Origin of the sequence: Vibrio viridaestus (assembly GCF_003856525.1) — a bacterium.
GTDB lineage: Bacteria > Pseudomonadota > Gammaproteobacteria > Enterobacterales > Vibrionaceae > Vibrio > Vibrio viridaestus.
Genome location: NZ_RJVQ01000003.1, coordinates 88,267 through 104,057, shown reverse-complemented (window position 1 = coordinate 104,057; position 15,791 = coordinate 88,267). Strand labels below are relative to the sequence as shown.

Annotated in this window: 10 protein-coding genes and 1 pseudogene; 4 read left to right on the top strand and 7 right to left on the bottom strand. The window is 38.9% G+C overall.

Annotated elements, in window-relative coordinates:
- Positions 1 to 138: 138 nt before the first annotated feature.
- Positions 139 to 900 (bottom strand): annotated as a pseudogene (locus EES38_RS22920) (PAS domain-containing protein); the annotation flags it as partial.
- A gap of 327 nt (positions 901 to 1,227) precedes the next feature.
- On the opposite strand from EES38_RS22920, the gene EES38_RS08070 reads away from it, so the two are divergent.
- Positions 1,228 to 1,518, top strand: a complete 291-nt coding sequence (locus EES38_RS08070) for a YrhK family protein (protein WP_124936674.1) — start codon at positions 1,228 to 1,230, stop codon at positions 1,516 to 1,518.
- Positions 1,519 to 1,548: 30 nt separating this feature from the next.
- Here the strand turns inward: EES38_RS08070 and EES38_RS08065 are convergent, their stop codons facing one another.
- On the bottom strand, positions 1,549 to 3,162 hold the full coding sequence (locus EES38_RS08065; RefSeq protein WP_124936673.1) for a xylulokinase: 1,614 nt from the start codon (positions 3,160 to 3,162) through the stop codon (positions 1,549 to 1,551).
- Positions 3,163 to 3,517: 355 nt separating this feature from the next.
- On the opposite strand from EES38_RS08065, the gene EES38_RS08060 reads away from it, so the two are divergent.
- On the top strand, positions 3,518 to 4,105 hold the full coding sequence (locus EES38_RS08060) for a class I SAM-dependent methyltransferase (protein WP_124936672.1): 588 nt from the start codon (positions 3,518 to 3,520) through the stop codon (positions 4,103 to 4,105).
- 73 nt (positions 4,106 to 4,178) lie between these two features.
- Positions 4,179 to 4,553: a hypothetical protein gene (locus tag EES38_RS08055; protein ID WP_124936671.1), complete on the top strand. Its 375-nt coding sequence runs from the start codon at positions 4,179 to 4,181 to the stop codon at positions 4,551 to 4,553.
- 15 nt (positions 4,554 to 4,568) lie between these two features.
- Here EES38_RS08055 and cueO read toward each other — a convergent pair whose 3' ends face one another.
- Together cueO and EES38_RS08045 are read right to left on the bottom strand one after the other, a co-directional pair.
- Positions 4,569 to 6,086, bottom strand: coding sequence for a multicopper oxidase CueO (cueO, locus tag EES38_RS08050; protein WP_124936670.1), 1,518 nt, complete (start codon positions 6,084 to 6,086; stop codon positions 4,569 to 4,571).
- Between the two features lie 158 nt (positions 6,087 to 6,244).
- Positions 6,245 to 8,680, bottom strand: coding sequence for a glucose/quinate/shikimate family membrane-bound PQQ-dependent dehydrogenase (locus EES38_RS08045; protein WP_124936669.1), 2,436 nt, complete (start codon positions 8,678 to 8,680; stop codon positions 6,245 to 6,247).
- A gap of 284 nt (positions 8,681 to 8,964) precedes the next feature.
- On the opposite strand from EES38_RS08045, the gene EES38_RS08040 reads away from it, so the two are divergent.
- On the top strand, positions 8,965 to 11,124 hold the full coding sequence (locus tag EES38_RS08040) for a TonB-dependent receptor domain-containing protein (protein WP_124936668.1): 2,160 nt from the start codon (positions 8,965 to 8,967) through the stop codon (positions 11,122 to 11,124).
- Between the two features lie 504 nt (positions 11,125 to 11,628).
- Here EES38_RS08040 and EES38_RS08035 read toward each other — a convergent pair.
- From EES38_RS08035 to EES38_RS08025, 3 genes are all read right to left on the bottom strand, one after another.
- On the bottom strand, positions 11,629 to 12,078 hold the full coding sequence (locus EES38_RS08035; RefSeq protein WP_124936667.1) for a C-GCAxxG-C-C family protein: 450 nt from the start codon (positions 12,076 to 12,078) through the stop codon (positions 11,629 to 11,631).
- A gap of 352 nt (positions 12,079 to 12,430) precedes the next feature.
- Positions 12,431 to 14,539 carry an NACHT domain-containing protein gene (locus EES38_RS08030; protein ID WP_166434222.1) on the bottom strand — a complete coding sequence of 703 codons (2,109 nt, stop codon included), beginning with the start codon at positions 14,537 to 14,539 and terminating at the stop codon, positions 12,431 to 12,433.
- 197 nt (positions 14,540 to 14,736) lie between these two features.
- Complete coding sequence (locus EES38_RS08025) at positions 14,737 to 15,564, bottom strand: 5'-methylthioadenosine/S-adenosylhomocysteine nucleosidase family protein (protein WP_124936665.1); 828 nt, start codon at positions 15,562 to 15,564, stop codon at positions 14,737 to 14,739.
- Between the last annotated feature and the right edge of the window lie 227 nt (positions 15,565 to 15,791).

Here is a 15,791-nt window from a genome sequence, read left to right as displayed (position 1 = left end):
TAGTGCGATATTTTTAGACACTTCGACAGCATCATCTAGCTGCAATGCACCTTCTTTAGCAATCTGTGTCGTTTCAACCGCAGTGCTTAGCGCAAGATCAGCCGAATGCGCGATAGCAATATTGTGTTCTTCTTTAGCCGTGATATCAGACGCAAATTTAATGACACGGACAACATTACCACTTGCATCAAAAATGGGGTTATAGGTCGCCTCTAACCATATTGTTCTACCTGACGCATCAATCCGTTTAAATTTACCCGACTGATACTTACCAGCCCCCAGATCACGCCAAAAATGAGGATGAGAAGAGAAAAAGGCATCGTCACAGAACATTTTATGATGCTTACCTTTGATCTGCTCTAATCGATATCCTACGGTGCTCAAAAAATTCTGATTTGCATCAATGATGGTTCCATCAGGTTCAAATTCTATCACCGCCATAGAGCTATCTAGTGCTTTAATGATACTCTCAGTAGCATACTTTTCTTCCATTTGAGCGGTAATATCACACGCAATTTTCATAATACGAATGACTTTGCCTTCATGCGTTACCGGAAAATAGTTCGCCTCAAGCCATACGGTATTTCCATTACTATCTTTACGTTTAAAGGTACCTCGCTGTTCAATACCATTCGCAAGCGACTGCCAGAATGTCTTGTATTCTGGTGATGACGTCAGTTCTTTAAAACAAAACATTGAATGGTGTTGTCCAACCACATCTTGCTTTTGATAACCGACCACTTTTAAGAAAAGATCGTTGACGTCCATGATCTTGCCAGACGTATCAAATTCGATGGTCGCCATGCTATTTTGAATCGCAGCAATCGTGCTAGTAAGAAAAGCCTTCTCCTGCTCGCGCGCCAACAATTCTAATTTTTGTTTTTTAAATAATGAAAACATAAGCCACCACCAGTGAATGAATGTTTGAATCAGCGGGCTACAAAAGGTTGTGCCCAACTTTACTAGCTTATGCAAGAAGTGTGACAAAAATTGGTATCACATCACGTTTTAATGAGTAATATTCAATAAATGATTTAAATAACAAATGATTAACATTAACAACATTCAGTTCATCTTTCGGAGTTCACAAAATGACCAGCTACTAAATTACAAAATCGCAAATCTAAATTCGCATATTGCAAATTTAAATTTGCGATTTGATCCAGATGTTTGTGTAATTAAAACAGTGGTGTTAACGTCGATACAATACAAAAACAAGGAGTAATGATGATAAAGAAACCTAGAGACATCGATATTCCCATTGGTCATGAGCACTTAGTTATTCAAAGCCGCTACGATGCATTAGGTGCTCTGAACGATTTTCTTATCGCCGTATGGTTCTTAATTGGCAGTTTTTTCTTTCTCAACGATTCATTGATGCAAAGTGGAACCTGGCTGTTCATTGTCGGCAGTGCCCAACTAATTATTAAGCCAGCAATAAAGTTAACCAGCCTGGTTCACTTAAAAAATATTCGGAATAACTATAGACGCAAGATACCTGGTAGTAATATTGATTGAGGCTCTATCGCCCCAATCAAATGTTAGTCGCTAGCTTTTTAAGTGTTCAACCGCCGCGCGCTCAATTGGTAGTCCTGCTCGATAACGCTCCATAAAGGTTTCAAATCCGACTACGTCGTCTAAATCGGGCTCGACTACGGTTTCGTGGCTATCGACAAAAACATGGCTAGACAGATAATTTTCTAACGTCTGACCCTGCTTTTTATCAATGACGAATTTTGCTAACAGCGCAATGCCCCAAGCCCCACCTTCCCCTGCGGTATCATCCATGACAGCTACAGGCGCATTAACCGCTGCGGCCATGAAACGTTGTCCCACACCGGCCGTTTTAAAGAGACCACCGTGTCCAAGCATTTTATCTAGCTTGACGTTTTCTTCCTTGAGAAGGATATCCATTCCTATTTTCATAGCACCAAGAGAGGTTTGTAAGTTGACCCGAATAAAGTTCGCTAAGTTGAAGTTACTATCTGAGGTACGTGTAAACAGGGGACGTCCTTCTTCAAAGTGCGTCATATGTTCTCCAGAAAGATAACCGTAAGCAAGAAGGCCACCACAATCTTTGTCCCCTTCCAGTGCTTTATTGTATAGCGTGCTATAGAGGGTATTCATATCAACACTAAAGCCGAGTGCCTCTGTCGCTTCCTTGAATACTTTGATCCAAGAATCAATATTTGAAGAACAGTTATTAGAATGGGCCATAGCAACGAGTTTTCCGGTAGGCGTAGTGACCAAGTCAAGTTCTGGATGAAGTTTCGATAAATCTTTTTCTAAAACGACCATAGCGAAAATTGATGTGCCCGCCGAAACGTTACCAGTTCGCTCAGCAACGCTATTGGTTGCCACCATCCCCGTACCCGCGTCCCCCTCTGGAGGACAAAGAACACCCCCTGATTGCAAACAGCCGCTAGGATCCAGTAGTTTTGCTCCCTCTTCCGTTAGTCTCCCTGCCGTTTCACCTGCAACTAACACTCCAGGCATCACATCCTGAACCTGCCAGGAATAATGATGCTGATTCACCAATTCATTAAACTGCTCGATCATCCGCTGATTAAATTGCTGCGTTTCAATATCGATTGGGAACATACCAGAAGCATCACCAACCCCCAGAACTTTTTCACCCGTGAGTTGCCAATGAACGTAGCCAGCCAACGTCGTCATATAGTTTAGATCCTTGACATGACTTTCATTATTTAAGATAGATTGGTAGAGGTGTGCAATACTCCATCTTTGTGGTATCGGGTAATTAAATGTATCCATCAAAACCTGAGTCGCGTCAGAGGTAAAATTATTACGCCAAGTACGAAAAGGGACTAACAACTCATCCTGTTTATTGAAAGCGAGATAGCCATGCATCATGGCACTGAAACCTAAAGCGGCTAACTGAGTCAGTTCAACATCGTACTTACTCTTAACATCAGCAACCATAGTGCGGTAGCTTTCCTGAATACCATGCCAGATGTCTTGCAAAGAGTATGTCCATACTCCCTCTAGATAAGCGTTCGACCATTCATGGCCACCAGTGGCTATCACGTGGCTTTCTGTGTCAAGGAGTACCGATTTGATCCGAGTCGAACCAAGTTCTATCCCCAGAGTTGCTTGGCCATTCAAAATCAGTGCTCGAATTTCAGAGACGGGTAACGTCATAGGAGTGCTCCGTTAAATCATATGTGCAAGTAATAGGTATAACCGAGCGGTTTGCTCAAATGATGGCACGGATAGAATCGACAACAGATAACGTGTTTTTAAAGGCGAAAGAAAGCCCCTCTAAAAAAGTAGAGGTCTACGTTTCTATTGTGTCGGAATTATAATTATGAAATATAAGGAGACATGTGGCGCAGCTTTGCTGCTTTAAATTTAGTTTTTGCTCGACACATTTGGACATTATCAAATTTAGGCGCAGGGTTGTGTGAAGAACCTCTAAAATTCATAAAGCCCCTTAGGTTGAATTCAATATTGTCTCGCCTTACGATATATTAGAAATAACTAATAAGGAATATTTATGTGGGATGATATCTACAATAATGAAGACTACGTCTACGGTAAAAGTGCAAACGACTTTTTAGCCAATAACGTCCACATTCTTCCCGCCAATGGAAAGATCCTCTGTCTTGCAGACGGTGAAGGTCGCAACTCGGTATTTTTAGCCCAGAAAGGGTTTGATGTCACCGCAGTTGACCTGTCCGAGGTCGCTTTAATAAAAGCACAAGCGCTGGCAAACGATCATGGAGTTGATATTAAGTTTATTAAAGCCGACCTAGAACAATTCGATTTAGGAAGCCATGAGTGGGATGGCATTGTTTCTATATTCTGCCATCTTCCTGGTGGTATAAGACAAGCGCTCCACAAGCGAATTGAGCTCGCGCTGAAACCTAATGGAGTTTATCTAGCTGAATCCTATACTCCGAAACAACTCGAATTTAAAACAGGGGGACCGGGTAATCCAGATCTAATGGTCACACAAGAGATCCTATTAAATGAACTACCTAAACTGTCATTCACCCTACTACATGAAACTGAGCGCGTTATACATGAAGGATTTAAGCATAATGGACAAAGTCATGTTGTTCAGGCAATAGCAACTAAGTGATTACTTTAAGCTGTAACACATTTGACATAAACCGTGTAAATTAGATTACGGTTATATCATTGGGAGGAGCTTGATGAACGTACTTAATCTTTTATATATTTCGAGAATATGGCGACTAAGTCTCTTTGTAGTCCTTCTAATTACGTTATTTATAGGCGCATTTTTACCTCAGGTTGGTCAAGCTGCCGGACCATGGCATAGCCAACTTCATATTCTCGCCTACGCTGTTGTTGGCTTCGTTACCTACTGGTCTTTTACTAATATAAAGGCGTTGTGGAGCGGAACCATTATTCTTTCCATCCCAGTATTGCACGAGGTACTTGAAATTTGGGGTCACCATCATCAACTTGAAGTACATGATATCCTACTCAACTTAATTGGCGTCGTATGCGGTTCTCTTATCGCTTATTTCATACTGAACGGTGCGAAATCAGTGTTGGGAAAATAAGTTAGTTCGGGAGAGCTAACTTACCGTAAATGACATCATCATTCCGGTATCTTCATGTTCAAGCAAGTGGCAATGTGCCATATATGCGTGCTGCTGACTTGCTGTATGATCAAATCTAACGAGGATTTTACTCTCAGAACCGTTAATCAACACAGTGTCCTTCCATCCTTGACGGTGTAGCTCAGGAGCGACGCCATTTTCTGATATAATCCGAAACTGTGTTCCATGGACATGAAAAGGATGCAGCATCATTCCAGAAATGTGCCAAACCTCATACTGTCCTTGCTTAACATCAAAAGCAGGCTGTCCCATTTCATAAGGTTTGTTGTCAATAGAATTACTACGTAATAGCTGTTCTGTTGTTGGCTCACTATCATCGCTCATCATCCCCATCATTCCTCGTCCACCTTCATACTGTTCTCGGAACTGGGACATCCCATACATATGTAATTGGTGATTCATGGTTAATTGAATCGTTCTATGTTTTACGTCTGAAGGAATATCAACGTCAGGAACATCGGCCAGCGAATTAGGTAAACTGGTATTATTTCGAGGTAAGGTTGGATTACAATGTAATACCACAACGGGGCTATCAAACGGTGGTAATGTCATTCCGATCTGATTTGTTGGCAACGCAATAAGTTGAAAGGGCTTCCCATTACTCGTATCGATTATAATATCAAATCGTTCTCCCATCATGATTGGTAGTACATTCTGTTTCACTGGACTGGAAAGTAATCCTCCATCACTTGCGATAACATACATAGGCCGTTTATCAGAAGTCGCAATGGCGAGCACCCGAGCATTACACCCGTTTAATAGACGCAATCTAACCCAACCTTTCGGCACTTCTTTTTGTGGCTCGATAACGCCATTAGTTAACATCGTATTACCAAACCATCCTACCGATGCAATAACCGGATCGAGGGTATAATCAACATCCCCACTATCCGTTAGCCTTTTGTCTTGTAGGACTAAGGGGATATCATCAACTCCGTACTCTTTTGGTAATGGCAGCTCCTCGCTGCGCTTATCGTCGATAATAAACATGCCCCCGATACCCATTGCGACTTGGCGTGCCGTCGCATGATGTGGATGCGGATGGTACCAGCATGTCGCTGCCGGTTGGTTAATTCTAAACTCGGTTTTCCAGGACTCTCCAGGCTTTACCATTTGCTGGGGACCACCATCACAATCACCAGGAGCCAGTAATCCATGCCAGTGCATAGTCGTGGTCTCATTTAGACGATTAGTCAGCTTAATTTTGACAACATCATCTTGTTTTACCCGAATTGTTGGTCCAAGAATCGGACCGTTGACACCATAGGTTTTTCCCTCAAGTGTCTCGTCCCAACGGGTGTGCCCTTCTTGAGTGATTAGATGAAAATAACCATCACCGTCTGGCGTCAATATGGATGGAACTGGAAGATTGGGTCGGCTCAATGTATTCGCTAAAGCAAATCGAAAAGGAAGCGGGATTAACCCCATCATTCCCAAAGCTGCCCCACCTCGAAGTACGTCTCTACGTTTCACAAGTTTCCCTTCCTAAAAATATCTTTAGGTTAAGCATAAAGCTTACCCTTGAGGGAAGGTCAATACACCAGAATCAATACTAGCGAAAACAATATTCAATAAAAAACGGCCCTATTAGGCCGTTTATCTTGAAAATGAAGAGGAAAATCTCGTACAAACTACTTATTGTCTAACGCATAAGCAATCACATAATCACCTCGGTCAGGAGACTGTCGAGAGCCACCTGCAGAGATAATAATATACTGCTTACCTGTTTCTGGAGAAACATAGCTCATTGGCGATGCACCACTCCCAACTGGAAGTCGAGCTTTCCACAGCATCTCTCCTGTCGACGAATCGTAAGCACGTAAATAGTAATCCTGAGTCCCAGCAATAAAGACTAAACCACCTTGGGTTGCCAAAGTGCCGCCAAGCGTTGGCATACCAATTGGCATTTTCATACGCATTTTTATGCCGAATGGACCTGTATCCTGAACACTACCAACAGGCATTTGCCACACTACCTTACGAGTTTTCAGGTCGATTGCGGACAACGTACCAAATGGTGGTTTTTGACAAGGAATACCGACCGGTGATGTGAATCTGTTTTTATTGACTCCATAAGGCGTGCCTTTTAGAGGCACAGCCCCCATCCCAGCATTAACAGACTCACCACCATCACTGGTTTTCGCTTTACTATTGTCTTGTGGAATCATTTGTACCCAAAGACCAATTCTCATGTCATTAACAAAGGCGTAATGGTTATTAGGGTCAAATGAAATACTACCCCAGTTCATACCGCCTAGAGAGCCTGGGAAGCTAAGCGATAAATCGGTTCCCGGTGGTGTAAACAAACCATTGTAACGCATTGATTTAAAGCTGATACGACATGCAAGTTGATCGAACGGAGTCGCTCCCCACATATCAGATTCAGTTAATGTCTGATTACCAATTTGAGGCATTTCTACAGAGAAAGGCTGAGTCGCAGAGTACTGCTCATTGGGTATTTTACCAACCTCAACCGGCTTTTCTTCCACTTTAGTCAGTGGCTTACCAGTCATTCTATCTAAGACAAAAATCTGTCCGGTTTTCGTACCCACAACAACGGCTGGTTTGGTCGAGCCATCTTTCATTGGGAAATTGACTAGACTTGGCTGCATTGGAATATCAAAGTCCCACAAATCATTGTGAACCGTTTGATATACCCATCTTTCTTTACCTGTTGTTGCATCTAATGCCAGAATTGACGTGGCATATTTATGATCCAACGGCGTCCTGTCTGCACCCCATAAATCTACCGATGAACTGCCCATTGGAATAAAGACCGTATTCATCTTTGGATCGTACGACATAGCCGCCCATGAGTTTGGTGTACTACGCGCATACTGTTGATTTGGATTGGGTTTTAAAGTCGGGTCTTTTTTACCCGGATCAAATGCCCAACGCATTTCACCAGTAATAACGTCAAATCCACGCATAACGCCACCAGGCATATCGGTTGATACGTTATCGGCGACTCGCCCACCCACAACAACAGTTGTCCCTGCGAGTGTTGGCGCAGCTGTCAGCTGATACTTAGGATCTCCAGCATCACCCAAGCCCTTTTTCAAATCAACAGTACCGTTATCACCAAAATCTTGGCAGGTAGCGCCATTGTCCGCGTTGAATTCCATTAAACGTGCATCAATCGTATTCATGATGATTCTACGTTCACATTTATCGCTTGAAGCTAACTTAGGTAAAATAACCGGGTCTGCATCTTTAATCGTCGGTTGAATAATCGGTTTGGTTGCGTCGAAATAAGCTAATCCACGGCATCGATTCCATACTTTGGATTCCGCATTAACTTTGTGTTCCCAAATTTTCTTACCGCTATCAACATCAACCGCAATTACATTATTATGTGGTGTACATAAAAAGAGTTTATTTCCAACCTGAAGAGGAGTTTGTTGATCTTCTGCACCATTCCCCCCCGGACTTAATGGAATATCTCCAGTATGAAATGTCCAAGCAACCTTTAAATCTTTGATATTATTTCTATTGATTTGGTCTAATGCGACAAACCGGTCACCCTCAGGGGTATTACCATAATTTTCCCAGTTTTTCTGTTGTTGAGTCTTATCTACAGGAATAAGCGGTAATTTTTCTCCAGAAAACGCAACGGTTGGATGAGGTTGAAACATAGAATAAAAAGCAGCCAACAAACCGACCAACAAAATAGCACTACACCCGTAGGATATTTTAGTAAGACTTTGTTTTCCTTCGTATCGACGTAGAACTGGCCATGACAAAAATCCAAATAACATCAAGCCAGCAGGCACCATCAGGCGAGACTCTAATGGCCAAAATTCAAAGCCAGCATCATAGAGAGCCCAAACAACACTATAAATAAACGCTAAAATTAAAAGAGAAATGGATATGGATTTCTTTCTGAATAGAGTAATAGCAGATAATAAGAAAATGATGCCAGAAAGAAGAAAATACCAACTACCTCCTAAAGATATCAGTTCGACGCCACCAATAACAAAGTAGCCGCCGGTAAACAAAAGCAATATCGAGAAAACATAATACCAAAGCGTTAAAAGCGTTGGCCTCCTTTTTGAATCATCATTCATGTTTTACTTTACTCCACTATTTATAATTTAGATTTATACTTTATTTAATTCTTTTATATTATCTTCCTAATTAAAACTAAAATCAAAATTTAAAAAAACAATAAATACCTATATAAATAAAGTGGTTTTTATTTTCTTGATTGAGATATTATCTTGGATATAACATTTAATGACATAATAAAACCAAATAATTTAGAATATATATCATTCAAAAATAAATTATTTTATATTTTTATTGAATACGATATTTATTTTGATTTATTTAAATCACTCATAAAATTAAAATGAAAAAAATACTATTCAGCAGTCTCGCTGTTTTATTTCTACCTGCGGCTCTGCATGCCGAAACGGACCGTACAAAAGATAAAACAGACTCAACACAAAATCTTGATACCATAGTGGTTACCGCATCATCTGGCGCGCTATCTGAATTTGATACCCCCGAATCTGTCACGATCAAATCGGGAGATGAATTAAGAAAAGCCACACCAGCAATCAACTTATCAGAAAAATTAAAAGACATTCCCGGATTACAGGTAAGAAACCGCCAAAATTACGCACAAGACCTACAAATGGCGATTCGTGGCTTTGGAGCTAGTGCGAAATACGGTGTGAGGGGAATAAGAATCTATGTAGATGGTATTCCTGCCACTATGCCCGATGGACAAAGTCAGACATCCAATATTGATATCGACACCATTGATAACGTCACCATATTACGAGGCCCGTTTTCAGCTCTCTACGGAAATTCTGCCGGTGGCGTGATAAACATAGAAACAGAGACAGCGGTAAACCAACCAAATAAGATTGAAACCAGTCATTACTACGGCAGTTACGGCACATGGAAAAGCGGCGTAAAAGCCGTTGGTAAAACGGGAACTGGTAATCAAGCGGGTGATATGACCTACACACTATCCACCTCCAGGTTCTCGACTCATGGATTTCGTGAACATAGTGCAGCGGATAAAGACATCGCCAACGCCAAGTTGGGTTTTATCATCGATAACACTAGTAAGTTAACGCTGATTCTTAATTCCGTGGACCTCGATGCCAATGACCCCGGTAGTTTGAATTATTCTTCATGGCAAGAAAATCCGAGCCAAGCTAGAGATGCGGTCAAATCCTACAACACCCGAAAGTATGTTAACCAAACACAGTTTGGACTACGTTATGAAAAAGAATTAACTGACAACGATAGTCTAAGTTTCACTGGTTATGCTGGTGAACGGAAAATGCGATCCTACCTTGCAATCCCTTATTCAACTCAAGAAAACAACCCTTTGCATGCAGGTGGAGCAATCATATTAAAACGTGACTATCAAGGTATTGATTCTCGTTGGACTCACCAAGGCTACCTATCCGATATTCCAATGACCGTCACAACGGGTATTGATTATGAAACGATGACCGAACGTCGCCGTGGCTTCGAAAATTACACCGAGTCTGATGGTAACTACACAACTGGCGTTCTTGGTAGTCTGCGCCGAAATGAACGGAATTTAATGTGGAATATTGACCCTTATATTCAGTCTAGTCTTAGCCTGACCGACAAATTAAGACTCGACCTCGGTTTGAGGTATAGCTCCGTCTACTTCGATTCAAACGACTATTATATTACCGATGACAATGGTGATGATAGTGGCGACACCAGCACTCATAAACTTCTCCCGGTTGCCTCACTACAATATTATCTCACACCAGACTGGAACGTTTACACGTCCATCGGGAAAGGGTTTCAAAGTCCAACCATTACCGAGCTTTCCTATCGTAGCGATGGTACTGGTGGTTTAAATCTTAATCTAAAACCAACGACAAATACGAGTCTTGAAATCGGAACCAAAAAATATTTTGGTCAAGATTTGCTGTCATTGGCTCTTTTCCAGATTAATACTAAAGATGAAATCGTGGTTGACCAAAGCTCTAATGGCCGCACAACCTATAAGAATGCAGGAAAAACACGCCGCCAGGGAATTGAAGCGTCTTATCAACATGAATTTGCGCCTGACTGGAAACTGCAATTGTCTTGGACACTCATGGATGCAAAATATCGTAGTGATGAATGCAGTACCAGTGATTGCTCTAGCGATACAAGCATTCGCTCTGGCAATAAACTGACTGGAATCGCTGACAACATCGGCAACCTCTCTTTCGGTTTCTTACCTGAAAGCGGTTGGTATGCACAAACCAACATTCAATATGTTGGAGAAGTACAGGTGAATGATGCCAATACCGATCATGCACCAGCCTATTCTGTTACCGATTTTAGTGGCGGTTATAAATACGACTTCAAAGATTGGCAATTGGACATTTACGGCAGAGTAAATAACGTCTTTGACAGAAACTACATTGGTTCCATCGTCGCTAACGATAGCTATAGTCGTTACTACGAACCCGCTCCAGGCAGAAATTACGGCGTCGGACTGAATATGAGTTACAAATATTAAGAGAGATTAGATTATTCTCAGGCTTTGCTCCGTAAAAATGCCTGAGAATGTCTCTCACACTTTATGATCCTGAGAATCAGTTAAAAGAGAATTTGAATCAAAAATAAAATGCTCAACCTAGAGCTTAACTTCCCTCTCCTAAGCAATCCTGCCTTCGAGCTTTTCTATGTATTAGAAGATCAGATGTTAGAAGTTCTATTTGAAATGGATAATAGAGTTCTGCGTAACCTTGGTATCACGACTACTTAACGAATGGGCAAGAACAACGACAGTTACTACCGAAGATATTTTTATTAATGATGCAAACACTATAAACAGCGATTGGCCTTATTCTTCCCACAGGGACAACCGTATCGATGTACATTGAAAAAGGGTTAAGGCTGTTAAGCAAGGAGGAGAATGCCAACACGTTTATGGACAGAAGTGAGTTTGACTGGGTAACGCAATAGTTGCTATTCGGATACCACTAAGTATTTCAAAATCTGGAAAAACCGTAATACTTGGCTAGCTATTTTTGCTCAAAACCTGTACTGCAATCTCTGCTGCTTTACCAGTATATTTAGTACAGTTAACTCGAAGGTTTTGAGCCTTAAATTGTTCCATTCCTCTTTTAGTGCTTATGTCGCAACCCAATAGCTTATGGCAGTCCCTTGCTCCAAACTCATTTTCAAATCGTTGAACCAACTCTTGGGTCGCTTCATATGCTTCTGTCACTGTGTCGTCTTTTGAGTCACGTCCCAAAGCTAGACTTATACCCATAACGGCACCAGATAGAGCACCACATTGTCCACACGTACGTGCCATACCTCCGCAAAATGCCGTTGCCATTTTAGATACGAGTTTATTATCTACACCGTGATAATCCGCAATAGCCGTAACTACACTTTCTGCACATAAAAGCCCATTTTCAAAGTGTGATTCTGCTATTTTTCCAATGTTTTTCGCGTCATCCATGATTGCTAATCCCATATATTTAAGCTATTCCTGTAAGACAAGGTCATTTAATACTGGTCAGAATGTCACCTCATATAACAAATTATATTGATACGGGTCTTAAAACTGAAAGATTATTAAAAAGCTAAGGTGAATGAGGGACATTTGAAAATTAGATATATACAACCGTCAAATTGTAAAGGGGCTGATTCGTGCCAACGAAGACCTCGCTGACACGTTGATGGACAAAACCTTGTTAGTATTTTTCATCTAATCATGAGTTTTAGATAAGGTTTGTTATTGCAAATGTCATAAAACATGCGACCAAACCTCTATTAATATGGCCAAATTCGATTAACCACTATAAGTTAATCTATTTAGCTAAGCAATCTACAATATTATTCAAAGTTTTTGGAAATCTTCCTAAAGTAATGTGTGGTAAATCATCATAGTAATCTTTATTTAATCTAAAATATCCATTTTTATCAACTTGAATAAATCCAAGTTTCTTTAGCTCATCAATAAAACCTTTATGTGATTTGTTCCAATTAACGGTTGTATTAAGTTTTATCAAGTTAAAAGATCTTTGTGTAGTACCTATATACTTTGCAATCGATATTATATTCGATTTTATGTTCTCTTTTTTCTTCTTATTTTCATCAGACTTAGTATTTAAAACACTAACAATATTGCATTTTTCAAATTTACAGGAATTTTCAAAAAAGCAGTTTTCTAAGTCCCCCACTTTAGCTATATTTATATTACTAAAGTTACAAAAAGAAAATATATACTCATTTTCTTTTCCGAAATGACAGTCACTTAATTTATTATACTCATTGAAAGAAGAGTTCATAACCTTATAAGAATCAAAACCAAGTGAATAAAAATCCCCATATATATGCAAACCATCTATAATGTTATTCTTGCCCCCTAATAATTTATAAATATAATCAGATCTTTCATTTTTATCAAATGATGATTTGTTACTTAATAAAGCATACAGCAACGAAGATATGGCTTTTCTATATTTTAATTTATCATAAGTTAATTCTGTTTTAACTTCAGATTCTTTTAGTTTCTTGATAAGCTTAGTAGCATTAAAATCAAAATCAGTGTTATCAACAAATTCTCGTAGAGTATTATAAGTATCTCCAGATCCTTTATAAGAATCTTTCAATATATCACTGATCTTTTCATACCGAGAAATGTCATTTTTTAATAGGTAGATGAGATATCGACTTTTAATTAACGATGTCAACGCTTCTTCTTTTATTGATATAAAGTTATCTCTGACATTTAAAAGAGGATTCTTTAGGAATTTATCACCATTTTCGTTAAAAGTAAGCTCTACATATTCGTTAAGATCATTAATGCTCATTTTATTTTTATAGTCAATGACTATTTCAGAAAGCAACTGAAATAGGCCATCAACTGTAGTATTTAGTTTTTGCTTATCAATTTCTCTAGTTAACATGTATTCTAAAATTGAATCATATACGTGAGTCCCAATTAAGAAATCAGATTCACTTTGATAACCTTGTACTATATGTTCATCAGGACTATCTAAAACCGCTTGACATGCTAAATTGATAATAACTGGCAAAGAGAACCCATTATTTTTAAGCTTATTCACCTCTAGTAATTTATCAAAATTTGCTTTCTGAATATCGTTACTTAATTTAATTTTCTTATATTTTTCTATATCCTTTTCAGTAAACCCTTTTAATTTGAACTTTCGTATCAAAGGGGATGCTGAAACTATATTTTTTTCAAAGTAGTCACGTGTAGTTAGAATTATTTTAGTGTTATGGAAACGGTCATCTAGATCAGACAAAGAGCTAAAAAACTTTTCTAAATTGAACCTTTCACCTAGTGCACTATCAATCTCGTCTAACCCATCAATTATTACCAATATATTTCCACAGGAATAATTAAGGCTAAAATCACTTTTTGATAAAGTAGATAGATTGCTTTCAACTTTAAAAGCTTCAAACAGATCCAAAATAGATTCAATATATATATCATTGAAGTTTACAAGATTACTAATTTGCTCTCCTTTGATTAAAAAGACACCTTTTTTATTTTCACCTGTATCAATTTCATTTTTTAAAGCATCACAGAAAGTTGTTTTTCCTACACCACCTCGTCCAAAAATAACAGAAATACTACTACCAAACTTATCTGACAGAACTCCTTTAAAATAATCGATTCCTTGGCCTAAGTTTTCAGGTTCTTGAAAGTATGTAAACAAGTCTTGATCTATATAGTCGCTTCTTCGATGGTGTTCTTCTTTAATATAAGATCTTAATGTAGAATCCCAAATAACTTCTTCTAAATATGATACACCATCATATATTTTTTTTGATAATCCCCTTTTCGAACACTCTTTGTCAAGGTGCGATATCCTATCGATCTGTCCATTATTATTATACTTTTTATTAACATATAAGTTTAGAATATCCGGAACATCAAAATTATCCACAAAGTGATCTAATGTGTTAGTTATTGTGACATTTTTTCCTATAAATAAAAAACCTTCAACTCTGCCTCGATCTTTAAAATGGAAATATTCATAATAGATTTTCTTTTGGTATATCTTTATTATTTCTTGGGTGTCTAAAACTCTATCTAGATCTCGCCTACTTACAAAGAGGGGCAGAATGTTACTTGCATCTAAATTTACTTCTGGTAGATCCTTTTTTTTTTATGTGCGGACATGTTCAAACTCGTAAAAGCATGACTTGAGTCCAAAACTTTATTAAGAAAAGAGAAGGCTATATGTGCACTTTCTTTTTGAAATGACTTCTCTTTTGTTCCATCAGCCCAATCGCATATAGACTTTAAAATAATCCAAGGAATATTATCATTATTACAAGCTGAATAAACTCCAGCAGCTTCCATTTCTCCGCCAATAGCATCAGGGAATTGAGTTAAAAGTTCTTGTTTAAACTCAGCGCTATCAATAAGCTTTTCTCCAGATAAAATAGGACCAGCTATAACAGCTGCGCTTTTGTCATGACCTTCAAAATGGTACTGATGATTAGTATTTTGAGTAAAACGATTTAAAAGCGTACGATTAGACTCTGGTTTTATGCCTCTGTACTCTACTGTACCATCACTATTTATTCTTGCTTGCTCATAAAACACAAGAGATTTACTAATCAACAAATCACCTAGCTTTTGCTTCGTTTTCGACTTCCCTAGTGCTATTCCCGCCATAATTACAGCTTTGGGCCTAAAAGTATTTATTGCATCTTGAGTCGTCTGCAACGCAGCTCCTGAGGCAATTGCTCCCATATTATTTGTTTTAACGATAGCACAAAGAAATTTTCCATAAATACCAATATAATAGGTATTTGATGAATCATAAGAGACTAAAATTTGCTCATCAATTGGCTTAAGGAAAGATTTCGCAACCTCTAGTTCAATTTGGGTCGCAGTTAATATTACGACGTTAATATCATAAGTGTCTCTTATGTCATTTATATCGATTTCTTGTCCAATCATTTATAAATCTCCTATGCGCCAAATCGAATAACCTTAGAATTATGAAATCAATATAACACAATGACAAGAGTTATCTAACATTCAGATTTCATTGCGAAAGATCTTCAAGCTTCTTGTAGTCTTCGCAATATACTAGTCTCAATGTATCGTACTAGATTTCAAAACAAAATCAGCACTTAGATTAGAAAATATCAGAAGGAGTCTATTGCCGTGCACTTCGCTCATTG